General features: G+C 71.2%; 22 protein-coding genes. 6 read left to right on the top strand and 16 right to left on the bottom strand.

Translation table 11 applies throughout. From position 1 onward, the window contains the following. Window positions 1-287: 287 nt before the first annotated feature. From HCN51_RS50175 to HCN51_RS50140, 8 genes are all read right to left on the bottom strand, one after another. The gene (locus HCN51_RS50175) at window positions 288-1,838 is read right to left on the bottom strand and encodes a M4 family metallopeptidase (protein ID WP_168019731.1); all 1,551 of its coding nucleotides are present in this window, start codon (window positions 1,836-1,838) and stop codon (window positions 288-290) included. 186 nt (window positions 1,839-2,024) lie between these two features. Beyond that, complete coding sequence (locus tag HCN51_RS50170) at window positions 2,025-4,748, bottom strand: DEAD/DEAH box helicase (RefSeq protein WP_080037265.1); 2,724 nt, start codon at window positions 4,746-4,748, stop codon at window positions 2,025-2,027. Between the two features lie 94 nt (window positions 4,749-4,842). Next, window positions 4,843-5,736 (bottom strand): YegS/Rv2252/BmrU family lipid kinase, encoded by an 894-nt coding sequence (locus HCN51_RS50165; protein WP_168019708.1) that lies wholly within the window; start codon window positions 5,734-5,736, stop codon window positions 4,843-4,845. Window positions 5,737-5,789: 53 nt separating this feature from the next. Continuing rightward, window positions 5,790-6,701, bottom strand: coding sequence for a twin-arginine translocase subunit TatC (gene tatC, locus HCN51_RS50160; protein ID WP_240974076.1), 912 nt, complete (start codon window positions 6,699-6,701; stop codon window positions 5,790-5,792). Window positions 6,702-6,734: 33 nt separating this feature from the next. Next, window positions 6,735-7,097: a Sec-independent protein translocase subunit TatA gene (gene tatA, locus HCN51_RS50155; RefSeq protein ID WP_168019706.1), complete on the bottom strand. Its 363-nt coding sequence runs from the start codon at window positions 7,095-7,097 to the stop codon at window positions 6,735-6,737. 30 nt (window positions 7,098-7,127) lie between these two features. Next, a complete protein-coding gene (locus tag HCN51_RS50150) occupies window positions 7,128-7,328 on the bottom strand; it encodes a hypothetical protein (protein WP_168019704.1) in 201 nt (66 codons plus the stop codon). After that, window positions 7,325-8,290: a helix-turn-helix transcriptional regulator gene (locus HCN51_RS50145; protein ID WP_168019702.1), complete on the bottom strand. Its 966-nt coding sequence runs from the start codon at window positions 8,288-8,290 to the stop codon at window positions 7,325-7,327. Before HCN51_RS50145 ends, HCN51_RS50150 begins: the two co-directional genes overlap by 4 nt. Then, window positions 8,287-9,237, bottom strand: coding sequence for a helix-turn-helix transcriptional regulator (locus tag HCN51_RS50140; RefSeq protein WP_168019699.1), 951 nt, complete (start codon window positions 9,235-9,237; stop codon window positions 8,287-8,289). The genes HCN51_RS50145 and HCN51_RS50140 overlap by 4 nt, the downstream gene beginning before the upstream one ends. 38 nt (window positions 9,238-9,275) lie before the next feature. Between HCN51_RS50140 and HCN51_RS50135 the strand changes: the two genes are divergently transcribed. Next, window positions 9,276-10,343 (top strand): DUF3866 family protein, encoded by a 1,068-nt coding sequence (locus tag HCN51_RS50135; RefSeq protein ID WP_168019697.1) that lies wholly within the window; start codon window positions 9,276-9,278, stop codon window positions 10,341-10,343. Here the strand turns inward: HCN51_RS50135 and HCN51_RS50130 are convergent. The 8 genes from HCN51_RS50130 to prcB form a co-directional block, all read right to left on the bottom strand. Next, a complete protein-coding gene (locus tag HCN51_RS50130; RefSeq protein ID WP_168019695.1) occupies window positions 10,289-10,783 on the bottom strand; it encodes a DUF3291 domain-containing protein in 495 nt (164 codons plus the stop codon). The two genes, HCN51_RS50135 and HCN51_RS50130, sit on opposite strands and share 55 nt — an antisense overlap. Before the next feature lie 16 nt (window positions 10,784-10,799). Beyond that, window positions 10,800-11,474 (bottom strand): helix-turn-helix transcriptional regulator, encoded by a 675-nt coding sequence (locus HCN51_RS50125; RefSeq protein ID WP_346434092.1) that lies wholly within the window; start codon window positions 11,472-11,474, stop codon window positions 10,800-10,802. Between the two features lie 59 nt (window positions 11,475-11,533). Then, window positions 11,534-12,475: an FKBP-type peptidyl-prolyl cis-trans isomerase gene (locus HCN51_RS50120; RefSeq protein ID WP_168019693.1), complete on the bottom strand. Its 942-nt coding sequence runs from the start codon at window positions 12,473-12,475 to the stop codon at window positions 11,534-11,536. 95 nt (window positions 12,476-12,570) lie between these two features. Beyond that, entirely contained in the window at window positions 12,571-13,506 is a 936-nt protein-coding gene (locus HCN51_RS50115; protein WP_168019691.1) for an FKBP-type peptidyl-prolyl cis-trans isomerase, read from the bottom strand. 191 nt (window positions 13,507-13,697) lie between these two features. Beyond that, entirely contained in the window at window positions 13,698-15,056 is a 1,359-nt protein-coding gene (gene pafA / locus HCN51_RS50110; protein ID WP_080037257.1) for a Pup--protein ligase, read from the bottom strand. A gap of 150 nt (window positions 15,057-15,206) precedes the next feature. Then, a complete protein-coding gene (locus tag HCN51_RS50105; RefSeq protein ID WP_346434091.1) occupies window positions 15,207-15,731 on the bottom strand; it encodes a hypothetical protein in 525 nt (174 codons plus the stop codon). A 188-nt stretch (window positions 15,732-15,919) separates the two neighbouring features. Beyond that, window positions 15,920-16,717, bottom strand: a complete 798-nt coding sequence (gene prcA / locus HCN51_RS50100; protein ID WP_168019776.1) for a proteasome subunit alpha — start codon at window positions 16,715-16,717, stop codon at window positions 15,920-15,922. A 21-nt stretch (window positions 16,718-16,738) separates the two neighbouring features. After that, the gene (gene prcB / locus HCN51_RS50095; RefSeq protein WP_155129531.1) at window positions 16,739-17,554 is read right to left on the bottom strand and encodes a proteasome subunit beta; all 816 of its coding nucleotides are present in this window, start codon (window positions 17,552-17,554) and stop codon (window positions 16,739-16,741) included. Between the two features lie 261 nt (window positions 17,555-17,815). Here prcB and HCN51_RS50090 point away from each other — a divergent pair, with 261 nt between their 5' ends. The 5 genes from HCN51_RS50090 to HCN51_RS50070 are packed head-to-tail and all read left to right on the top strand — an operon-like array spanning window position 17,816 to window position 22,700. Next, window positions 17,816-19,183 (top strand): extracellular solute-binding protein, encoded by a 1,368-nt coding sequence (locus tag HCN51_RS50090; RefSeq protein ID WP_168019689.1) that lies wholly within the window; start codon window positions 17,816-17,818, stop codon window positions 19,181-19,183. Beyond that, window positions 19,158-20,105 (top strand): ABC transporter permease subunit, encoded by a 948-nt coding sequence (locus HCN51_RS50085; protein ID WP_168019687.1) that lies wholly within the window; start codon window positions 19,158-19,160, stop codon window positions 20,103-20,105. Before HCN51_RS50090 ends, HCN51_RS50085 begins: the two co-directional genes overlap by 26 nt. Beyond that, window positions 20,102-20,920, top strand: a complete 819-nt coding sequence (locus HCN51_RS50080) for a carbohydrate ABC transporter permease (protein WP_168019684.1) — start codon at window positions 20,102-20,104, stop codon at window positions 20,918-20,920. Before HCN51_RS50085 ends, HCN51_RS50080 begins: the two co-directional genes overlap by 4 nt. 22 nt (window positions 20,921-20,942) lie before the next feature. Continuing rightward, window positions 20,943-21,989 carry an ABC transporter ATP-binding protein gene (locus HCN51_RS50075; RefSeq protein ID WP_080046536.1) on the top strand — a complete coding sequence of 349 codons (1,047 nt, stop codon included), beginning with the start codon at window positions 20,943-20,945 and terminating at the stop codon, window positions 21,987-21,989. Between the two features lie 21 nt (window positions 21,990-22,010). Further along, window positions 22,011-22,700 carry a DNA polymerase IV gene (locus tag HCN51_RS50070; RefSeq protein WP_168019682.1) on the top strand — a complete coding sequence of 230 codons (690 nt, stop codon included), beginning with the start codon at window positions 22,011-22,013 and terminating at the stop codon, window positions 22,698-22,700. Window position 22,701: the final 1 nt, after the last annotated feature.

Raw genomic sequence — 22,701 nt, 5'->3', positions numbered from 1 at the left:
GGCAACCCCAGCCTTGCTGGTATCCGGCCTGAGACAGTTGCGTGTTCGCCATGATTCCTCCCCCGTTGGCTGAACACTGACAAATCGGACGCTAGCACCCGAAATGCGATAAATCAGCAGATATTCGCTGATTTCAAACAGTCTTGACTGGTAAAACCCGCGCAGAAAGGCGCTGACGACGCAGAAGTAAAGTCGCCGCGCGACAGGTAAAACGACAGGGCGAGGTCAAGGCGGGGCCAAGGATGCTCCTGAGAACCAGCTCTCAGGAGCATCCCGCCCGAAAAGAATCAGGGACAGGTGGGCTCGCCGCTCTGCGCGGGGACGTTCACCCCGCTCCAGGCCGCCTTGACGACGTTGAACTCGACACAGCCGCTGAACAACGTCCGGGCCGCCCGCAGCGTCGCCACCCGCGCCTTGGCGTGCGTCCACGGCGCCGTCTTCATGTTCAGGCCGGTCATGAAGATCTGGCCCGCCTTACGGACGCCGACGCCGGTGATGGCCGCGCCGCCGTCGCACCGGCTGCTGGCCGGCTTCCCGCTCGGGTTGGTGCCCTCGGCCAGCAGGTAGAACCAGTGGTTCTGGGGCCCGGCCGCCGCGTGCACCTCGGTGCTCGGGATCGAGGAGCTGTAGCAGTTCGGATGGCCGAGCGCCGACGGGTTGTACATGTTCCTGATCGCGCCCCGCCCCACCAGGTTGACCTCCTCGCCGACCAGGTAGTCGGGCGGGTCGAGCGTGGCGGGCTCGTTGACGTACGCCTCGGTCAGCGCGCCGAAGATGTCACCCGTCGACTCGTTCAGGCCGCCGGCCTCGTTGCCGCTGCCGCCACTGCCGCCGGAGAACTGGAAGACGCCGTGGCCGAACTCGTGCGCGACGACGTCCATGGACGTGGCCTGCTGGGTGCCGGCCGAGTTGCGGCCGAAGGAGGCGTACGAGCCGTTCCAGAAGGCGTTGGCCTGGTTCAGCCCGACCCGGGCCGGATAGCCGCGGCCCGAGCCGTTGACGCCGTTGCGGCCGAGCCAGTCGCGCAGCATGTTCCACTGGCGCTGGGCGGCGAACAGCGCGTCCACGCAGGCCGTCTCCAGGTTCGTGCCGCTGCCGTTGCCCCAGCTGTCGGTGGACTTGCTGTAGACCGCGCCGTTCTGCCCGCCGCACTGGATACCGGTACGGGTGGGGTCGCGCATCACGTACGACGGCGAGGTGTCGATCGTGACCGGGTTGCCGTTGTAGTAGCTGTTGCCGGTGCCGTCGACGACCTGGTCCCACTGGTCGAGGACCTGGCCGTCCTGCGCGTCCACGTACACGTGCAGGATGCTCGACCCGTCGGCGGCACCGGCCACGACCTCCCACGCCAGGCGCGGCGTGGCGGTGGCGGCGTGCACGACGAGCGCCGGCGTGCCGGCCGCGTCGGCCTTCGGCGCCGCGGCGCGGGCCGTCTCGGCGGCCTCCTGCGCGCCAATCCGCGGCTTGGTGTCCAGCGCGATCACCGCCTGCTGGCCGGTGCCGACCGCGCTGACGGCCCTTCCGGACCTGTCGGTCGTGACGACGACCTCGCCGCCGTAGACAGGCAGCCCGGCGTGGGTACGCGCGTACGTCAGGTGCTGGATGCCGTTGACGCCCGGGACGGACGACGCCAGCGAGAAGGCGTCCTGATCGGCGGCCAGGAGCTGCGGCCGGCCGGCGGCGATGACGCGCTGCGCGGTCGCCACCGCGGCGCCGCGCTCGGAGGGTGACGGCGGATCGGCCGCCCGGACGCTCGCGCTCGTGGCTCCCGCCGGTGCGGTGACGGCCAGGGCTAACGCGAGAAGGGCGGCAGCGCCCAGCCTGAGCTTGGGGTTCACGCTCGTTGCTCCTCAGGGGGTGGAGTGGACGAGCCCCGGCCGGCTGGGGGTGCCCTCAGGCTGACATCAGCAGACCCACTTGATACCTCCCAATGTGCCCATAACGCCGTGATATGGGGCCTGCGCCATCGTGTCCCAGGGCCCGGGACAGGACCCTGGGACGAGCGCAGGCCGCGCGCCCCGCGATCAGGTCAGCGACGAGTACGCCACCACGCCCCGCCGCATCGCGTCCATCGCCTTCACCGCCGTCTGCTTGATCTTGCTGCCGGGCGGCGCCGCGTTGCCGAGCTGGCCGAGCAGGTCCATCAGCTGCTTGATCCACCGCACGAAGTCACCGGCCGCCAGCTCGTTGCCGTTGACGCCCTCCATGAGCACCGCGTCGAGGCTGTGCCCCTTGGTCCACCGGAACGCCGCCCACGCGAACCCGAGATCGGGCTCCCTGATCGTGGACAGCCCGTGGTCGGACTCGATGCCCTCCAGCTCCCCCCACAGCCGGATCATCGCCGACAGCGCGTCTTGAGCCCGCCCGGCGGGGATCTTCGGGCGGCGGGTGTCGTCGGACGCCCGCGACTCGAACACCAGCGCCGACACGCACGCCGCCAGCTCCGCCGGGTCGAGCTCCTCCCACAGGCCCTTGCGCAGCGACTCGGCGGTCAGCAGGTCCAGCTCCGTGTAGAGGCGGCCCAGCCGCCGGCCCTCGTCGGTGACGGTCTCGCCGTCGAGGTAGCCGAGCTGCTCCAGCACCGAGCAGATCCGGTCGAACGTCCGGGAGATGACGTGCGAGCGGCCCTCGACGCGGCGCCGCAGCCCTTCGGTCTCGCGCAGCAGCTTGTAGTAGCGCTCCGCCCAGCGCGCGTGGTCCTCCCGCTCGTCGCAGCCGTGGCACGGGTGCTGGCGGATCAGCCGGCGCAGCTCGTTGATCTCGTCGTCCTCCACCGTGTGGTCGCGCGCCCGCACCGGCTTGCCCAGATCGCGATCACCGATCTTGGCCAGCAGCGTCGAGACGAGGTTGGCGCGTTCCTTCGGCGAGCGGCCGTTGAAGTTCTTCGGGATGCGCAGCTTCTCCAGCGGCTCCACCGGCACGGGGAAGTCGGCCGGGTCGAGCTTCTTGATCTGCTTGCCGATCGTCAGCACCAGCGGGCTCGGCCCGTGACCGCGCGGGTTGCGGCCCGGGTCCAGCACGATCGCCAGCCCCGCCCGGCGCCCGCCCGGCACCCGGATGACGTCGCCGGGCTGCAACGCCTCCAGCGAGCGCACCGCCGCCGCCCGCCGCGCCGCGCCCCGCTGGCGCGACAGCTCCGCCTCCCGGTCCGACAGGCGCCGCCGCAAGGCCGCGTACTCGGGGAAGTCGCCCAGGTGGCACGTCATGGCCTCCTGGTAGCCCTCCAGCGCCTCCTCGTGCTTGCGCAGCTGCTTGGCCAGCCCCACGACCGCCCGGTCGGCCTGGAACTGCGCGAACGACTCCTCCAGCAGCGTCCTGGCGCGCTCGCGGCCGAACTGGCCGACGAGGTTGACCGCCATGTTGTACGACGGCTGGAAGCTGGAGCGCAGCGGATACGTACGGGTGCCCGCCAGCCCCGCCACCGACAGCGGATCCATGCCCGGCTGCCACAGCACCACCGCGTGGCCTTCGACGTCGATGCCGCGCCGCCCGGCCCGGCCGGTGAGCTGGGTGTACTCCCCCGGCGTCAGGTCGGCGTGCGTCTCGCCGTTCCACTTGTCGAGCTTCTCGATCACCACGCTGCGGGCCGGCATGTTGATGCCCAGCGCCAGCGTCTCGGTCGCGAACACCGCCTTGACCAGCCCGCGCGTGAACAGCTCCTCCACGACCTCCTTGAAGGCCGGCAGCATGCCCGCGTGGTGCGCCGCCAGGCCCCGCTCCAGGCAGTCGCGCCACTCCAGGTAGCCCAGCACCGCGAGGTCCTCGTCGGGCAGGTGCGCCGTGCGCTCGTCCACGAGCTGCCTGATCTCGTGCCGCTCGCGGTCGGTGGTCAGCCGGATGCCCGCGTGCAGGCACTGCTGCACCGCCGCGTCGCAGCCCGCCCGCGAGAAGATGAACGTGATCGCCGGCAGCAGCCCCTCGCTGTCCAGCTTCTCGATCACCTGCACCCGGTCCGGCGGGCGCGAGCGCTGCGGCCGGCCGTAGCCGCGCCGGCCCCGCCCCGCCGTCAGCCGCTCGGCGTCACGCGTGACCCGCATCAGCGTCGGGTTGATGCGCGGTGTCAGGTCGTCGGTCATGAACAGGTCGTAGATGCGGTTGCCGACCATCATGTGCTGCCACAGCGGCACCGGCCGGTGCTCGTCGACGATCACCGTCGTGTCGCCGCGCACCTCGCCCATCCACTCGCCGAACTCCTCGGCGTTGCTGACCGTCGCCGACAGCGCGACCAGCCGCACCGAGTCGGGCAGGTGGATGATGACCTCCTCCCACACCGCGCCCCTGAACCGGTCGGCCAGGTAGTGGACCTCGTCCATCACCGCGAACCCCAGCCCGGCCAGCGTCGCCGACCCGGCGTAGAGCATGTTGCGCAGCACCTCGGTCGTCATGACCACGATGGGCGCCTCGCCGTTGACGCTGTTGTCGCCGGTCAGCAGGCCGACCTTGGCGGTGCCGTAGCGCTTGACCAGGTCGTTGTACTTCTGGTTCGACAGCGCCTTGATGGGCGTCGTGTAGAAGCACTTGAGGCCCTGCTCCAGGGCCAGGTGGACGGCGAACTCGCCCACGACCGTCTTGCCCGAGCCCGTGGGCGCCGCGACCAGCACCCCGTCGCCGGCTTCCAGGGCCCTGCAGGCGTCGAGCTGGAAGTCGTCCAGCTCGAAGTCGTAGAGACCTCGGAACGATCTGAGAGCGGCCCCGTCGTCCCCGTGCTTCTGACGGAAGGCCGCGTAGCGTTCCGCTGGCGTTGTCATACCCGCCAGCCTACCGAAATCGCCATTCCGGTCCGTCCCGCCCATTCCGGCTCTGCTGCGGCGATCCGGCTCCGGCGCCTTTACGAAGTAGATTTCAGACGAGGACGCGCAGCGCGCCCGGCCGCACCTCGCAGTGCACCGGGACCGCGCCGATCCGCTCCCCGTCGGCGTAGGCGACCAGCTCCTCGGCCTCGATCCGGACGCCGCGCACCCGCCGTACCGACACGGCCGGATGCGTCACGTGCCGCCCCCGGTACACGCTCGGGAAGACGCGCAGGAACTCCGCCCTGGACAGGGCCCCGATCGTCACCACGTCCAGCAGCCCGTCGTCAGGCCTGGCGTCGGGGCAGACCCGCATCCCCGCCCCGTACGAGCGCGTGTTGGCCACCGCCACCAGCATGGCCTCCCGCTCGATCACCTCGTCCTCGTCCAGCGTGAGGCGGAACGGGACCGGCCGGAACGAGCGCAGCTCCCGCGCCGTGGCCACCATGTAGCGGGCCATGCCGGGCGGCCAGGTGAGCCGGTTGGCCCGCTCGTTGACGCGCGAGTCGAACCCGCAGCACGCCACCCCGGCGAACAGTTCCTCGGCGCCGCCCGTGCGGATGTGCGCGGCGTCCACCAGGCGCGGCTTCATGCGCAGCACGGTCGCGGCGGCGGCCACCAGATCGCCGCGGGGCAGGCCGAGCGCGGCGGCGAAGTCGTTGCCGGTGCCCGCGGGGATGATGCCGAGCGGCACGTCGGTGCCGGCCACCGCCTGCACGGCCAGGTGCACGAGGCCGTCGCCGCCGAAGGCCACGAGCGCGTCGGGGCGCTCGGAGACGGCGGTGCAGGCCCGCTCCATCGCGTCGGTGGGGTCGTCGCCGACGATCACCGACAGCTCGGCCCCTCCGGCACGCAGCCGCCGTGCCACGGGCTCGAGCAGGCGCAGCGTACGCCCGCCGCGCGCGGCGGGATTGACCAGCAGGGCGAGGTGCGGTGAGGAGGCCACGCCCGGAATGTATCGCCTGCCGGACGCAACCGGAATGCCCTTATCGGCTTGCCCTACCGCCTACCGGATCCGGGCGGATCGTCGTCGAGCGGCGCCGGGTCGTCCAGCGGAGCCGGGTCGCCGACCGGCGCGTGGTCCTCGACCAGGGGCGAAGCCTCGTCGTCGGACAGGTGGGAGAAGTCCTCGGTGTTCGGCAGGCGCCGCTCACGCAGGAACATGAAGCCTTCGGCCAGGAAGTACAGCACGACCATCGGCGCCGCCAGCGCCATCATCGTCAGCGGGTCGCCGCCGGGCGTGATGACCGCGCCGAAGACGAACATGATGAAGACGACCGTACGGCGGTGCTTCTTGACCGTGGCGTGGGACAGGACGCCGATGATGTTGAGGAACACCAGCAGCAGCGGCAGCTCGAACGAGATGCCGAAGATCACCAGCATGATCAGCACGTAGCTGAGGTACTCGTCGATCTGCACGGCCGCGACGGTGTCGCTGGGCGCGAACCCGAGCAGGATCGCGAGGCTGGTGTCCATGATGACGTACGCCAGCGCCGTGCCGAGCAGGAACAGCGGGATCGCCAGCCCGAGGAAGGCGAAGGAGTACTTCTTCTCGTTGCGGTAGAGGGCGGGCGTGACGAACGCCCAGATCTGGTACAGCCAGACGGGTGAGGACACGACGATCCCGACCAGGGCCGCGACCTTCAGCGTCAGGAAGAACGACTGGAAGATGCCGCTGAAGATGAGCGTGCACTCACCGGGGCGGAGCTGACCGGCCGCCGGCGTCTCGCAGAACGGCTCCTTGATGAACGCCCACACCGGGTCGAAGACGAAGAAGCCCACCACGATGCCCACGACCATGGCGAGCAGCGCGATGACCAGGCGGTTGCGCAGCTCCCGCAGATGCTCCATCAGCGGCATGCGACCCTCGGGGTCGGGTGCCGGCTTGCTCGACCGTTTGAGCAGCGCCATCTAGCAGTCCAGGTGACGAGGAGGGATAGGGGGTCAGGCGGGCTTGTCGGCCTGCGAGGCGGCGCTGGCGCGCAGCCTGGCGGCCTGCTCCTCGAGCTGGCGGGCCTGCTCCTCGGCCGACAGTGCCGGAGCCGGGGCAGGAGCGGGCGCCGGGGCGGCCGGGATCTGCTGCGGCTGCACGGGCTGGGGCTGCGGCTGCGCCGGGGCCTGCGCCTGGGCCTGGACGTGGTGCTGGGCCTCGACGTCGTCGTCGTCACGCAGCTTGGCGGTCTCCGACTTGAAGATGCGCAGCGACCGGCCGACGCCCCGGGCCATCTCGGGCAGCTTCTTCGCCCCGAACAGCAGCACGAGCACGAGTGCGATGATCAGAAGTTCAGGAACTCCGAGGTTCGGCATGAAACGTCCTTTTGTGAGCGAGTGCCTGTTTCAGCCACGATCGTACGCTGCCCGGGGCGTGGTCTCATCCCCTTGGCCCGCCAATCTGGCCCGCCTTGGCTCAAGCTGCGCGTGCGCCGCGGCGATTTCCCTCTTCAGAGTACGTGCCGCGACGGCGACTCGGGCACCGGCGACGCCGAGCACGATCAGCCCCGCCACCCCCAGCCCCGCCGACAGGAAGATCCAGGTCATGAGTGGTGAGCGTACAGGGCCAGGGCCCGCTCGGCCTCCTGGCGCACGGTCTCGGCCATCTCGGGCGGCGAGACGACCCGGCCGGTGTCACCCAGGCGCAGCGCCAGCTTGAGTATCCAGTCCTCGTCACGGGCCCGCAGCGCCACCCGCAGCCGCCCCTCGCCCAGCTCGGTGACCTGCTCGCACGGGTAGTACTCGGCCACCCACCGCCCGGCCGCGCTCAGCTCCAGCTCGACCAGCTCGTCGGTCGGCGACGGGCGGAACACGCCGGCGGTCACGTCGCGCGGCTCGGCCTCGGCCGGCGGGTCGGCGGGCACGTCGAGGACGTCCACTCCGAGCACCCGGTCGAGCCGGAACAGCCGCATCGCCTCGGCCCGGTAGCACCAGCCCTCCAGGTAGGCGCGGCCGTCGACGACGACGAGCCGCATCGGGTCGACCTCGCGCGGCGTCACCTCGTCGCGGCCCTGCACGTAGTAGCGCAGCGACAGCCGCCGGCCCCTGGTCAGGCCCTCGCGCACGCGGGGCAGCGCGTCGGGCGCGGCCTCGACGTCCACGGCCACCTGGGTGCTGACGGTGGCGGCGCCCTCGCCCGCGGCCTGCTCCAGTTTGGCCATGACGCGCGGCAGCGCGTCGCCCGGCACCTCCGCCAGCTCGGGGGTGGCGGCCAGCATGCGCAGCGCGACCAGCAGCGCGCTGGCCTCGTCGATGCCGAGGCGCAACGGCCTGGCGATGGTGTCGGCGTTGTCGATGATGATCTCGCCGCCGTCCCAGGAGACGTCGATGAGGTCGCCGGGCGTGTGGCCGGGCAGCCCGCACATCCACACGAGCTGCAGGTCGTCGATGAGCTGCTTCTCGCTCAGCCCGAACACGTCGGCCACCTCGCCGACCTGCGCCCCCGGGTGGGACATCAGGTACGGCACCAGCGCCAGCAACCGCGGCAGCCGATCCGCAGAACCACTCATGCCAGAGCCCCCTTCAATCGCCGGATGACCGCCTCGCGGGCGTCCGGCGGCTCGACCACCTCGACGTCGGCGCCGAGGCTGGCCATCCACCCGGCCAGCCGCTCGGGGTCGGTGAAGGCCAGCTCGGCCTCGTCCCACCCGCCGGCGCCGGGGTGCACGGCCCTGGCGAGCTGCCGCAGCCCCTCGCACGCCCCCTGGCGCACGCGGACGACGGCGACCCGCTCGTCGGTCGTCTCGTCGGGGAAGCCCACCATGGCCCGCAGGTCGACGCCCTCGGGCACCTCGACGGCGCCCGGCCTGCCGACCGTGCTCACCTGCCCGGTGATGCGGCTGAGCCGGAAGGCGCGCGGCGCGTCCCTGTCACGATCGTAGCCCGCCAGGTACCACCGGCCGCGCCGGCTGACCACGCCCCACGGCTCGACGGTGCGGCTGCGCACGGTCTCGCTGCCGGCACTGCGGTAGTCGAAGCGGACCACGCGCCGGTCGCGCACCGCGTCCCACAGCGCGGGGAAGGCGGGGTCGCGGGTGTCGACGCGCAGCTCCAGCGCGCCCGTGCCGACGGGCTGGTCGGTCGCCACGCCGCCGGCCCGCAGCTTCAGCAGCGCCCCCGAGGCGGCCTCGGCCAGGCTGGCGCGCTGCCACACCTGGGCGGCCAGGCCCAGCACGGCGGCCTCGTCGGGCTCCAGCGTGATCTCCGGCAGCTCGTAGGACTCCCGCTCGATCCGGTAGCCCGGCTCGTCCTCCCACGGGTCGCGCACGACGTCGATGGGGATGCCGATCTCGCGCAGCTCGTTCTTGTCCCGCTCGAACATGCGCTGGAACGCCTCGTCGCCGTCACGGTCGTAGCCGGGGACGGCCTGGCGGATCTGCTCGGCCGACAGCGGGCGCCGGGTGGCGAGCAGGCAGATCACGAGATTGAGCAACCGCTCTGTCTTCCGGCGCGACATCTGCCTCACTCCTCCTTCATCGACGCTACCCTGCCCCCGTGATCAGATGGCGCAAGGGCGAGGTCGTACGGATCCGACGCGAGTGGCCGGGAGCGGTGGAGCTGGACGTCACCGTCCCCGAAGGGGAGTGCCGGGCGCTGGCGTATCCACCGTTGGTGGGCCGCCCGGAACCCGGCGATGAGGTGCTGCTCAACACGACCGCGCTCGCGATGGGTCTCGGTACGGGAGGTTACGCCATGGTGGTGGCCGTCCCGAACCGTTTGCCGGAAGATCCCGACGGTCCCGGCCACCTGGTGAAGGCCAGGTACACCCCGCTGCAGGCCACGGTGCAGGGCACCGACGAGCAGGATTCGCCGCATCACGCCAGGTTGCGGGAGGCCGACTCGCTGGAGGACATGCCGGTGATCGTGGCGGATCTGCACTCGGCGCTGGCGCCGATCCTGTGCGGCCTGTACGAGGCCAGGCCGGGCGTGCGGGTGGCGTACGTGATGCAGGACGGCGGGGCGCTGCCCGTGTGGTTCTCCATGGCGGCGGCCCGGCTGCGGGAGGCCGGCTGGCTGGCGGGCGTGGTGACGGTGGGCCAGTCGTTCGGCGGCGACCTGGAGGCGGTCACCGTGCACACGGGGCTGCTGGCGGCCCGGCACGTGCTGGAGGCCGACGTGGCGATCGTCACGCAGGGGCCCGGCAACCTGGGCACGGGCACCCGGTGGGGCTTCTCCGGCGTGGCGGCGGGCGAGGCGGTCAACGCGGCGGGCGTGCTGCGGGGGCGGCCGGTGGCGGCGCTGCGGGTCAGCGAGGGCGACCGGCGCGAGCGCCACTACGGCGTCTCGCACCACTCGCTGACCGCCTACGGCCGGGTGGCGCTGTCGCCCGCCCAGGTGCCGGTGCCGGACCTGCCGGGCGAGTTCGGGGTGCGGGTCAGGGACCAGGCCGAGCTGCTGGCCGTCCGGCACCGCCTGGTGCCGGTGCCGGTGGACGGCCTGCGCGAGGCCCTGGAGTCGTCGCCGGTGCGGCTGTCGACGATGGGCCGGGGCTTGGAGGAGGACCTGGCCTACTTCCTGGCCTCGGCGGCGGCGGGCAGGCTGACGGCCTCGCTGCTGGCGTAGGAGTCCTTGAACGTGAACGCCTCGGGGCCGGGCCCCTCGGCCTTGAGGCGTTCGAGCCGCCGCATGCCCTCGGCCAGCGTGGGGATCTCACCGGCGGGCACCCACCACATCACCATGTAGGGCTCCATCATGCGCAGGAACCACTCCCTGCGCCGCCGCAGCACGGCCAGGTGCTCGCTGCGGTAGGTGTAGTTCCACAGCGCCTCCAGCGACTCCCACACCGAGAAGTTGATCAGCAGGTGGTCGCCGTACTCGTGCACGACGGTGGCGGTGGGGTCGCTCTCGCTCTCCTTGAGCCGCCACACGAACCCGGGCGCGGTGTCGGCGACGGCGTTGATCGGTTCGAGCTGCGCGACGAACTCGGCCATCTCGGGGCTGTCGACGGGGGCGCGCAGGTGGGCGATGTTGAGCTCGGCGAGGTGCAGGGCAGGCGAAGTCATGGTGCTCAGCACACCATCACCCGCCTTCTATGTCAACGTCTATTTGTTTTAGAGAGACGCAGCACTCCCCCGGCCGCGGATCCAGCACCGCCCGCCCCGGATCGTCACCCAGCCCCTCCAGCAGCCCCTGGCACAGCGCCAGGTTCATCGAGCACACCAGCAGCGGCTGCTCCTCGGCCAGCACGTGGAACGGGCAGTTGCGCAGCCGCACCCTCCCGCCCTCCACGTACGGCTCGTAACCGCGCTCGCCCAGCACCCGCTCCACCGGCTCCCCCCGGTGCCGCCCGCCGATCCGCGCGCCCGCGCCGCGCGCCACCTCCTCGGCCCGCTCCTCGGCGCCGAGCACCTCCACCACGTCCGCCAGCACCGAGGCGAGCGTCACGTAGTCGCGCGGCGGCAGGCTCACCGACCGCTCGCCCCTGGCCCGGCGATACACCTTCGCCGGCCGGCCGCTGCCCGGCCCCTTCTTCTCCTGCGGGCGGAACCCGCTCTCCAGCAGCCCCGCCTCCACCAGCTTGTCCAGATGGTGACCGGCCAGCGTCCTGGACACGCCCGCCGCCTCGGCGGCCTCTCCCCGGCCGACGTCGCCGCCCCGGGAGGCGACGACGTCGTACAGGCTGCGGCGGACCGGGTCGTGCAGGAGGGCCAGCGCCTCGATGTCGTCGCCACTCACGGCGTCGTCGCTACTCACAGCGGCGAGTCTACGAAAGCTTCCGCGCCGCGCGCGGCCGTGCGGGACGTCATCCGGCTTCAGTAGGCCGCGAGGAGATCCACGACGAAGACGAGGGTGTCGGAGCCCTTGATGCCGAACGCCGGGTTGCCGGCGCCGCCGTACCCGTCGGCGGGCGGGACGATCATCAGGACGCGGCTGCCCGTGGGCACGCCCGCCAGCGCCTTGTCCCACGCCCTGATCACGCTGCCGTCGCCCAGCTTGAACGCCTTCGGCCCGCCGCTCGCCCAGGTGGCGTCGAAGACGCGGCGGCGGCTCCACACGGCCGCCTCGTACTGGGTGACGACGAGCTGCCCCGGCCGCGCCGCCCGCCCGTCGCCCCTGGCCAGCACCTTGGCCGCGAACCTGGCGGGCGGCCGGCCCGCGGGCACCGCCAGCGCCGGCCGGGCGCCGCCGCCGACGCGCACGCCCGCCAGCGAGCCGCCGCGCGCCTCGACCGAGGCCGCCTTGCGGTGGGCGCCGAGGATGTCGACGACGTAGAACAACTCCTCGCCCGCGGGCACGCCCTGCGGCGGGTTCGCGCCGAACCCGTACTCGGGCGGGATGGCGGCGATCACCCGGCTGCCCACCCTGCGGCCCTTCAGCGCCCGCTCCAGGCCCGGCAGCAGCCCGCCCAGCGGGAACGCCGCCGGGGTGCCCCGGGTGAAGCTGGAGTCCACCAGGCGGTTGTCGCGGCCGTCCCAGACGTGCGCGGTGTACTGCACGATGGCCACGTCGCCGGCGCCGAGCGGCTCGCCCTTGCCCGTGGTCAGCTCGTCCACCTGCAGCCCGGACAGGGGCCTGCCGTCGGGGAAGTCGATCGTCGGGCGGGCGCCGAACGCGCCGCCCACCTTCAGGTCCAGCTCCTGCGCGGCCTCGCTCGTGCAGCCGGCCAGCAGCAACGGGACCAGCAGCAACGGGACCAGCAGCAACGGGACCAGCGGCAGCGGGGCCGGCAGCAGTGACGCGGCGGCACGGCGCATCGGTCCTCCCAGCACGCGGAACGGCCCGGCGGCTGCCCCGCGCATGCGGGGTGTGCCGCCGGGCTCGCGATGCTACCGCGCCACGACCGCGCCCGTCAGTAGGCGCCCAGGACGTCCACCACGAACACCAGCGTGCTGTTGGCCGGGATGCCCTGCTGCTCCTGGCTGCCGTAGCCGAGGTCCGGCGGGATGCTCATGACGACGCGGCTGCCGACCGGCACCCCCGCCAGGCCCTTCTGCCAGCCCTGGATCACCTGCGCGAGCGGGAACTCGGCCGGCTGGCCCCGCTCCCAGCTCGAGTCGAACTGCTGGTCGGTGCCCCAGATCTTGCCCGTGTAGTGCACGACGAGCGTCTGGCTGGCCTTCGCCTTCGCGCCCGTGCCCTGGATGACCGTCTTGACGACGAGCTCCTTGGGCGGCTTCTCGCCGGTCTTCGTGCTCAGCGTGGGCGCCTTCTCGCCGCCCGGGTTCGTCACCGTGACGCCCTTGATGGACTCGCCGGTCTCCTTGCCGCTCGCCGCCTTCAGCGCGGCCGGCTGCGTGCCCACCACGTCGAACACGAACACCTTGGTCGGCTCGGCCGGCGTCGTCGCCTGCTGCTGCACGGCGGAGTCGTTGGCCAGCACGGCCAGCAGCCGGCCGCCGTGCTTGACCTTGGTGAAGCCCTCCTGCAGCACCTGCGGCAGCTGCTCGTTGACCGCGATGGTCTCCGGCGCCTTGGTGTCGTAGGAGGAGCCCTGGACGGCGTTGCCCTTGCCGTCCCAGTTGTAGACGGTGAGGTTGACGATCACGCGGTCGCCCGACTTGACGCCGGTGCCGGTGCCCGGCTGGATCACCTCGTAGGACGACTTCGTGGCGGGCGAGCCCGCGGGGAAGGTCACCGTGGGCTTGGCGCCCACGTTCCCGGTGACCTTGACCCCCGACGGGGCGGCGGCGGCCGTGCCGGTGGCGGTGCTCGTTGCGGTGCTCGTGGTGGCGCCGGTGGTGGCGCCCTCGGAGCCGCACGCTGCGGCGGACAAGATCAATGGCACGGCGGCCAGTACGGCCAAGGCGCGGCGCATGGGTTTCCCTCGGAAAAGACGTCAGATTCGCGCCACACTACCCGACAGCCCGGTAGGCCCGAGGTAAACGCGGAGGTAAACCCGCGGAAGTGAACGCCGCCCCGCGGACCACCCTGCGGGCCGCGCCGCGGGCCACCCCGCGGGCCGCGCCGCGCCGCCGCCTACATGCCCGCGATCAGCTTGTCCACCCGCTCGTCCACGCTGCGGAACGGGTCCTTGCACAGCACCGTGCGCTGCGCCTGGTCGTTCAGCTTCAGGTGCACCCAGTCGACGGTGAAGTCGCGGCGCTTCTCCTGCGCCTTGCGGATGAACTCGCCGCGCAGCCGCGCCCTGGTCGTCTGCGGCGGCACCGACTTCGCCTCGAAGATCTTCAGGTCGGACGCCACCCGCTCCACCGAGCCGCGCTTCTGCAGCAGGTAGTACAGGCCGCGCTTGCGGTGCACGTCGTGGTAGGCCAGGTCGAGCTGCGCCACCCGCGGCGAGGACAGCGGCAGGTCGTACTTGCGCCGGTAGCGCTCGATGAGCTGGTACTTGGTCACCCAGTCGATCTCCCGAGAGACCAGGTCGAGGTTGCCGGTGTCGACCGCGTTCAGGGTGCGCTCCCACAGCTCCAGCACCCGGTGGGCGATCGCGTCGCCGCCGCGACGGTCGACGAAGTCCTTCGCCTTCGACAGGTACTCCTGCTGGATCTCCAGGCTCGACGCCTCGCGCCCGTTGGCCAGCCGGACCCGCCGCCGGCCGGTCATGTCGTGGGAGACCTCGCGGATGGCCCGGATCGGGTTCTCCAGGCTCAGGTCGCGCATCACCGTGCCGGACTCGATCATGCGCAGCACCAGGTCGGTGGCGCCGACCTTGAGCAGCATCGTGGTCTCGCTCATGTTGGAGTCGCCGACGATGACGTGCAGGCGGCGGAACCGCTCGGCGTCGGCGTGCGGCTCGTCACGGGTGTTGATGATCGGGCGCGAGCGCGTGGTCGCGCTGGAGACGCCCTCCCAGATGTGCTCGGCCCGCTGCGAGACGCAGTAGACGGCGCCGCGCGGCGTCTGCAGCACCTTGCCCGCCCCGCACACGATCTGCCGGGTCACCAGGAACGGGATCAGCACGTCCGCCAGCCGGCCGAACTCGCCGTGCCGGCCGACCAGATAGTTCTCGTGACAGCCGTAGGAGTTTCCGGCCGAGTCGGTGTTGTTCTTGAACAGGTAGATGTCACCCGCGATGCCCTCTTCGCGCAGCCGCTTCTCGGCGTCGACGAGCAGGCCCTCGAGGATGCGCTCGCCGGCCTTGTCGTGGGTGACGAGCTCGATGACGTTGTCACATTCGGGGGTTGCGTATTCAGGATGGCTGCCCACGTCGAGGTACAGGCGTGCGCCGTTGCGGAGGAAGACGTTGCTCGATCGGCCCCAGGACACGACCCGCCGGAACAGGTAGCGCGCGACCTCGTCGGGGGACAACCTGCGCTGCCCCCTGAACGTGCAGGTCACACCGTACTCGTTCTCCAGCCCGAAGATGCGACGATCCATCACCTCACACTATGCCCACGGATCGGCGAGCGGGAGAGATCTTCGCAGGTGTTTTCCCTTCAGCCCCGCCGATGACCGCTATGTCCCCCATCCTGGCCTGCTCGGGCACCCGTGCCCGCCCCCACTGGGCGCGGGTGCCGCCGCGCGCCGTCAGGGGGTGTAGATCTCCTGGACCTGGACGATCTTCCCCTTGTGGACGGTGATGAGGGACGGGTGGCCCGCCTTGGCGTGCCGCTTGATCAGCGTCGCCCGGGAGCACCGCTTGGCGCCCAGACCCGTCCTGCGGTCGACGGTGAGGTCCTGGCCGGTCACCTTGCAGCCGTACGCCGACAGGAACACGACGTCCTTGGCGATGGGCGAGGAGTACGCCATGGTGCTGCCCTCGGGCGGGCCCTCGAAGTACCCCTCGGTGCGGGTGTCCTTCTTCCACCTGATCGGCTCGTACTCGGCGACGCCGCCCTTCACGTAGGTGAGCCAGCCGCGCAGGATGCCGTCGTGGCGCGGGTGGATGCCCTTGGTGAAGTCGTGCTCCGGGTCCGCCTGGAAGCTGGTGCCGAAGATCTCCGGCGCCTTGTACGTGGGGAACGCGGTGGCCGCCTCGGCCGCCACGCCGCTCGTCAGCATCACGGCCGCCGCGGCACCAGCCGCCAGCAGGCCACGCAAGGGAGTGTTCACAGATCTTGAGATCCGCGATCATCGGCCGGAGTTCGGGCGGCCGGAAGTGAAACAGGTCACACCCCCGCAAGGCGACGGGGGCCGCCATGGCGGCCCCCGTCGAGAACGTCCGCGGGCCGGTGCGCGGCCCCCAGCGAGAACGTCCGTGGGCCGGCGTGGCGGCCCCGCCGAGAACGTCCGTGATCGCCCTACAGCGGCGAGGAACCGTCGTCCACGTCTCCCTCAGGCCCCGTGGGCGGCGGCGTGTCACCGGAGCCCTCAGCGGGCGCCGCGGGCGGTGTGGCGGTCGCCGACGGGGGGTTGCTGGTCTGGGCGAGCAGCCGCTCCAGCCGCGCCCCCGTCAGCCGCAGGAACTTGCGGTGCTCCCGGTTGCGATCGAGCACCGCCACCTCGAGCTGCGCCACCGGCGGCCGCTCACCCCCCGGCTCGGTCAGCGCGGTCAGCGCCACCTCCAGCGCGTCGGCCAGCGACATCGACTCGCGGTAGCGCTCCTTCAGCCGGCCCGCGACGGCCTCGGCCTGCCCGCCCATGGCCGCGAAGCCGTGCTCGTCGAAGACCGACCCGTCGAAGGTCAGCCGGTAGATGGCGTCGCCCTCCTTGGTGTCGCCCACCTCGGCGACGACGACCTCCACCTCCAGCGACTTGATCGACTCGGTGAAGATGCGGCCGAGGTTGGAGGCGTAGAGGTTGGCCAGGCCGCGGCCGGTCACGTCGGAGCGGTCGTAGGTGTAGCCGTTGATGTCGGCGTAGCGGATGCCGCCGAGCCGCAGCTCCTCGAACTCGTTGTAGCGGCCCACCGCCGCGAAGCCGATGCGGTCGTAGATCTCGCTGATCTTGTGCAGCGCCCGCGACGGGTTGGGCGCGACGAACAGGATGCCGTCCACGTACTGCAGGACGACCACGGACCGGCCCCGCGCGATGCCCTTGCGCGCGTAGTCGGCCTTGTCCCGCATGATCTGCTCGGGGGACGCATATCCGAAAGGCATGGACACGTGTGGAGGTCCTTTCTAGCGCAGCGGGGCGATGGGGCCGTCGGGCGAGATCATCCGGGCGTCGAGCATCTGCTGGACGTAGCCGGAGACCTCCTCCTCCGACAGGCGGCGGAAGCCGTCGGCGTCGATCACCGACACGATGGGCCAGATCTTCCTCGTCACGTCCGGCCCGCCGGTCGCCGAGTCGTCGTCGGCGGCGTCGTACAGCGCCTGGATCAGCGTCATCACCATGTCGTCGGCCGACGCGCCGTCGCGGTAGAGCTTCTTCAGCGACCCGCGTGCGAAGATCGAGCCGGACCCGATCGCGTCGAACCTCTCCCGCTCGTACGGCCCGCCCGCCACGTCGTAGCTGAAGATGCGCCCCTCGTCGCGGTCGGGGTCGTAGGCGGCGAACAGCGGCACCACCACCAGGCCCTGCATCGCCATGGCGAGGTTGCCCCTGATCATGGTGGCGAGCCGGTTGGCCTTGCCCTGGACCGACATGGAGCGGCCCTCGACCTTCTCGTAGTGCTCCAGCTCCACCCGGTAGAGGCGGGCGAACTCGATGCCCGTGCTGGCCGTGCCCGCGATGCCCATGCACGAATAGTCGTCGGCGCGGAACACCTTCTCCACGTCACGCTGCGAGATGATGTTGCCCGACGTCGCCCGACGGTCGCCCGCCATGACCACGCCACCGGCGAAGGTGGCGGCCACGATCGTGGTCGCGTGCGGAACCTGGTCACCGATCGGCGTGGCCAGCACCTCACCCCGCCGCGGCAGCAACTCAGGCGCGTACGAGCCGACAAACTCTGTGAACGAGGAACTTCCGGTGTTCTGGAAGAGCTGGTTCATCAAGCCGGCGGGCAGATCCCTGTGCGATGCCACGCGACTCCCTCCAAACGTTCAGTGTTCCTAGGGCGACCCTACTCATGTTGGGTTGCTGTCTGCACTTCCCACGATCAGCTCACGGCGAACCACCCGTCACAACGCGGCTGAATAGCCCAATAAGACACCTCGCGTGCCGAAGGTCCGTGTTCGGATCGTTTCTTTACGCCCGCCACCGCCCATGCGATTGTCGGTATGTCTGCACGTCCTGAACAGGAAGGCCGACACATGCGACTCCCCAGCCGGCCCGCGCTGATCGGGGTCATCGCCGCACTCGCCCTCACCTCCTGCGGCACCGGCGGCGGCCCCGGCGACAGCAGCACCACCCTCACCATCGCCGCCAACTCCATCGAAGGCGGCAAGAACGCCGAATCCGCCCAATGGATCAAGCAGTGGGTGATCCCCGAGTTCGAGAAGACCCACCCCAACGTCAAGGTCCTCTTCCAGCCCAGCGGCGTCGACGACGAACAGTACAAGACCAAGATCGCGCTCGACCTCAAGTCCAGGACCGGCGCCGACGTCATCGACCTCGACGGCATCTGGGTCGGCGAGTTCGCCCAGGCCGGCTACATCAAACCCCTCACCGAGGTCGGCGGCGCCACCGTCGAGCAATGGGAGGGCTGGTCCCAGATCCCCCAGGCCGTGCAGGGCCTCGGCATCTTCGACGGCAAGAAGTACGGCCTGCCCCAGGGCACCGACGGCCGCGTCCTGTTCTACAACAAGACCCTGTTCACCAAGGCCGGGCTGCCCGCCACCTGGCAGCCCCGCAGCTGGCAGGACATCATCGACGCCGGCACCCGGCTCAAGGCCGCAGGAGTCCCCACCCCCATCCAGCTCAACGCCGGCACCGCCATGGGCGAGGCCACCACCATGCAGGGCCTGCTCCCCCTCCTCGCCGGCGCCGGCGCCGAGATCTACACCGCCGGCAAATGGACCGGCGCCTCCCCGGCCATGAAAGACGCCCTCGGCCTCTACCAGCGCGTCTACGGCGGCAGCGGCCTCGGCGACCCCAAGCTCCAGCAGGAGGCCAAGGGCCGCGACAAGTCCTTCGCCCAGTTCGCCGAAGGCAAGATCGGCATCCTCGCCGAAAGCGACTACTTCTGGCGCTCCGTCATCGAGCCCAAGGCCGGCGTCGCCCCCATGAAGGACCGCGACCAGGCCGTCGGCTACGCCAAGATCCCCGCCAAGCAGCCCGGCTCCGGCATCCGCGGCCAGGACTACGTCAGCATGTCCGGCGGCGCCGTACGCGTGCTCAACCCGTTCTCCAAGAACCCCAGGCTCGCCTGGGACCTGCTCGCCTTCATGCACTCAGCCGCCGCCACCAAGGCGCAGCTCGCCGGGCAGGTCCGCATCAGCGCCCGCACCGACGTCAACGACGAGGTGCTCACCGCCGACCCCATGCTCAAGTACATCGCCGACGACGTGCTCCCTCTCACCGCCTACCGGCCCGGCGTCGCCGTCTACCCCCAGGTCTCCACCGCCCTCCAGGAGGCCACCGCCGCCGTCGTCAGCGGCAGGAGCGCCGACGAGGCCGCCACCGCCTACCAGGCCAAGCTCGAGGGAATCGTCGGTGGCGCGGCCAACGTCAGCGGCTGACGCCGCCGGGCTCGGCACGGGCAGGGCGATCGCGTTCGTCCTGCCCGCCCTCACCCTCATCGCCGTCTTCCTCGTCTTCCCCGCCCTGTGGACCATCTACCTAGGCCTCACCGACTACCGCCTCACCGGCACCGCCGCCGCCGACCCCCAGCTCGTCGGCACCGCCAACTACACCGGCGCGCTCACCGACCCCCGCTTCCTGTCGTCGCTGTGGCTCACCGTCCTGTACGTCGGCGGCTCCGCCGTCATCGGCCAGGCCGGCCTCGGCTTCACCCTCGCCTGGACCCTGCGCACCCGCACCGGCCCCCTGCGCCGCGCCGTCGAAGGCGTCGTGCTGCTGTCGTGGATCCTGCCCAGCACCGTCGTCGGCTTCCTGTGGTTCGCCCTGCTCGACCGCGACGACGGCACCCTCAACGCGCTCCTGCACACCCCCGGCCTCGCCTGGCTCCTGGACCATCCGCTGCTGTCGATCATCGTCTTCAACGTGTGGCGCGGCACCGCGTTCTCGATGATGCTCTACTCCGCCGCACTCGAGAACGTGCCGCCCTCCCACCTCGAAACCGCCCGCCTCGCCGGCGCGAACGTCCCCCAGCAGCTCCGCGACGTCGTCCTGCCCGCCATCCGCCGCCACATCCTGACGAACCTCCTGCTCATCAGCCTGTGGACGTTCAACGACTTCACCCCGTTCGTCCTCACCGGCGGCGGGCCAGAAGGACGCTCCGAGATCCTGCCCGTCTACGTCTACCGCGTCGCGCTCAAGGACGGGCAACTCGGCGCCGGAGCCGCCATCAGCTTCCTCATCCTGCTCATCAACCTCGTCCTCGCCCTCGCCTACCTGCGGCTCCTGCGCGGCCGCCGCCAACGCCACCGTCATCGCCACCGTCACCAGGAGATCGCCGCCGCCGGAGGCCCGCCCGCATGATCCGACACACCCTCGGCAGGCTCGCCACCACCACCGTCATCGCCGCCGTCCTCGCCCTGTTCGCCCTGCCCATGCTGTGGCTGGCCAGCGCCCCCTTCGACGACACCCCCGCCATCACCACCTCCCTCCCCGACTTCACCCTGCGCAACTTCGCCGCCATCCTCGACAACCCCTACGCCCTCGGCTCCATCCGCAACTCCCTCATCCAAGGCGGAGGCGCCGCCGCCCTCGTCGTCGTCCTCGCCGCGCTCGCCGCCTACGCGCTCTCCCGCGTCCGCGTGCCCGGCCGCGACGCCCTGCTCTACCTGCTCCTCCTCCTGTCGTCCGTCGTCACCGGCACCGCCGCCATGGTGCCCATCTTCGAGCTCGCCACCCGCCTCGGCCTCATCGACACCCATCTCGGCGTCATCCTCGTCGTCTCCGGCGGCCTCCTGCCCGCCGCCATCTTCATCCTCAAGGACTTCATGGACGACACCCCCACCTCCTACGAGGAGTCCGCCCGCGTCTTCGGCGCCACCCCCCTGCAGATCCTGCGCCACATCGTCATCCCCCTCGTCCGGCCCGGCCTGGCCACCATCGCCGTCTGGGCGCTCGCCAGCGTCTGGGGCGGCTTCCTGTTCCAGTTCATCCTGCTCAGAGACCCGGAAAAGGCCCCCGGCTCGGTCATCCTCTACACCCTCTACACCGAAGGCGGCGCACCCAAGCTCGACCTCATCTCCACCTTCTCCCTGCTCTACTCCCTGCCCGTCGTCGCCATGTACCTGTTCGTCTCCAAGCGCTACGGCTTCCGCTTCCACGGAGGCATCAAGACGTGACCCGGCCGGGCAAGGAGAACCCGTGATCACCCTGCACGCCCTCACCAAGACCTTCCCCGGCGGCGTCCACGCCCTCGACGACATCCACCTCACCATCGCCGACGGCGAGTTCTTCGCCCTCCTCGGCCCCTCCGGCTGCGGCAAGACCACCCTCCTGCGCACCATCGCCGGCCTCGAGACCCCCACCCGCGGCACCGTCCACATCGACGGCCGCGACGCCACCCCGCTCCCCCCAGGACAGCGCGACGTCGCCATGGTCTTCCAGGACTACGCGATCTTCCCCCACATGGACGTCACCACCAACATCGCCTACCCCCTGCGGATCAAGAAGGTCCCCCGCGCCGAACGCACCGCCAAGGCCGCCGACGTCGCCGCCCGCCTCAGCCTCACCGACCTCCTCCACCGCCGCCCCGCCGAACTGTCCGGCGGCCAGCAGCAACGCGTCGCCCTCGCCCGCGCCATCGCCTGCCACCCCACCGCGTTCCTCTTCGACGAACCCCTGTCCAACCTCGACGCCCGCCTCCGCCTCGAAGCCCGCACCTTCCTCAAACGCCTGCAGCGCGAGCTCGCCGTCACCACCGTCTTCGTCACCCACGACCAGGCCGAAGCCCTCGCACTCGCCGACCGCATCGCCGTCATGTCCGCCGGCCGCATGATCCAGGTCGCCACCCCCGCCGAGATCTTCCACCGCCCCGCCACCACCTTCGTGGCCTCCTTCATCGGCTCCACCCCCATGAACCTGCTGCCCGCCCGCGCCACGGACGCCGCCCTCCACGTCGCCGGCGCCACCCTCCCCCTCCCGGCCCCCGTCCAGGACGGACACCTCACCTACGGCGTCCGCCCCGAATACATGACCCTGTCCCCCACCGAACGCCCCGACGCCTTCCCCGGCACCGTCTCCGTCCACGAGAATCTCGGCACCCACACCCTCGTCACCCTCGAAACCCCCGCCACCCTCATCCAGGCCGTCGTGCCCGAAGGCGACGAACCACCCCTCGGCACCCCCGCCTGGGCCGTCCCCCGCCGCGCCCTCCTCTACCGCGACGACACCCTCCTCACCACCCTGTGACAGCGGCGCCATACTGGGCCTATGGCCACCAGGAACTGGATCCTGCACCTCGACCTCGACCAGTTCATCGCCGCCGTCGAGCTCCTGCGCCACCCCGAACTCCGCGGCAAACCCGTCGTCGTCGGCGGCACCGGCGACCCCACCCAGCCCCGCACCGTCGCCGCCACCGCCACCTACGAAGCCCTCGAACACGGCATCCACTCCGGCACGCCACTGCGCACCGCGCTCAGACGCTGCCCCGACGCCATCTTCCTGCCCAGCGACCCGCCCGCCTACGAGGCCGCCTCAGCCCGCGTCATGGCCGTCCTGCGCGAATTCCCCATCAACGTCGAAGTATGGGGCTGGGACGAAGCCTTCCTCGGCGCCACCACCGACGACCCCGAAGCCCTCGCCGCCGACCTCCAGCACGCCGTACGCGCCCGCACCCACCTCGACTGCTCCATCGGCATCGGCGACAACAAACACCAGGCCAAACTCGCCTCAGGCCTCGCCAAACCCGCCAGCATCCACCGCCTCACCACCGAGACCTGGGCCGCCACCATGAACCACCGCCCCACCGACGCGCTCTGGGGCATCGGCACCAAGATCTCCGCCAAGCTGGCCGCCCACGGCCTGCACACCGTCGCCCAGCTCGCCGCCGCCGACCCCGCCGACCTGGCCCGCCACTTCGGGCCCACCAACGGCCCCTGGTACCGCTACCTAGATCGCTGAT

It is taken from the genome of Nonomuraea composti (assembly GCF_012034275.1).
GTDB classification, from domain to species: domain Bacteria; phylum Actinomycetota; class Actinomycetes; order Streptosporangiales; family Streptosporangiaceae; genus Nonomuraea; species Nonomuraea composti.
Note: the sequence above shows the minus strand (reverse complement) of the source record. Positions and strands in the feature narration are given on the sequence as shown.

Excerpts from the sequence above, each read along its gene's own strand:
- tatA (WP_168019706.1), bottom strand. The coding sequence starts at position 7,097 with ATGCCGAACCTCGGAGTTCCTGAACTTCTGATCATCGCACTCGTGCTC.
- HCN51_RS50140 (WP_168019699.1), bottom strand. The coding sequence starts at position 9,237 with ATGTCGCGCCGGAAGACAGAGCGGTTGCTCAATCTCGTGATCTGCCTG.
- HCN51_RS50120 (WP_168019693.1), bottom strand. The coding sequence starts at position 12,475 with ATGCGCCGTGCCGCCGCGTCACTGCTGCCGGCCCCGCTGCCGCTGGTC.
- HCN51_RS50090 (WP_168019689.1), top strand. The coding sequence starts at position 17,816 with ATGCGACTCCCCAGCCGGCCCGCGCTGATCGGGGTCATCGCCGCACTC.
- HCN51_RS50145 (WP_168019702.1), bottom strand. The coding sequence starts at position 8,290 with ATGAGTGGTTCTGCGGATCGGCTGCCGCGGTTGCTGGCGCTGGTGCCG.
- prcB (WP_155129531.1), bottom strand. The coding sequence starts at position 17,554 with ATGAACCAGCTCTTCCAGAACACCGGAAGTTCCTCGTTCACAGAGTTT.
- prcA (WP_168019776.1), bottom strand. The coding sequence starts at position 16,717 with ATGCCTTTCGGATATGCGTCCCCCGAGCAGATCATGCGGGACAAGGCC.
- HCN51_RS50130 (WP_168019695.1), bottom strand. The coding sequence starts at position 10,783 with ATGACTTCGCCTGCCCTGCACCTCGCCGAGCTCAACATCGCCCACCTG.
- HCN51_RS50080 (WP_168019684.1), top strand. The coding sequence starts at position 20,102 with ATGATCCGACACACCCTCGGCAGGCTCGCCACCACCACCGTCATCGCC.
- HCN51_RS50070 (WP_168019682.1), top strand. The coding sequence starts at position 22,011 with ATGGCCACCAGGAACTGGATCCTGCACCTCGACCTCGACCAGTTCATC.
- pafA (WP_080037257.1), bottom strand. The coding sequence starts at position 15,056 with ATGGATCGTCGCATCTTCGGGCTGGAGAACGAGTACGGTGTGACCTGC.
- tatC (WP_240974076.1), bottom strand. The coding sequence starts at position 6,701 with ATGGCGCTGCTCAAACGGTCGAGCAAGCCGGCACCCGACCCCGAGGGT.
- HCN51_RS50170 (WP_080037265.1), bottom strand. The coding sequence starts at position 4,748 with ATGACAACGCCAGCGGAACGCTACGCGGCCTTCCGTCAGAAGCACGGG.
- HCN51_RS50150 (WP_168019704.1), bottom strand. The coding sequence starts at position 7,328 with ATGACCTGGATCTTCCTGTCGGCGGGGCTGGGGGTGGCGGGGCTGATC.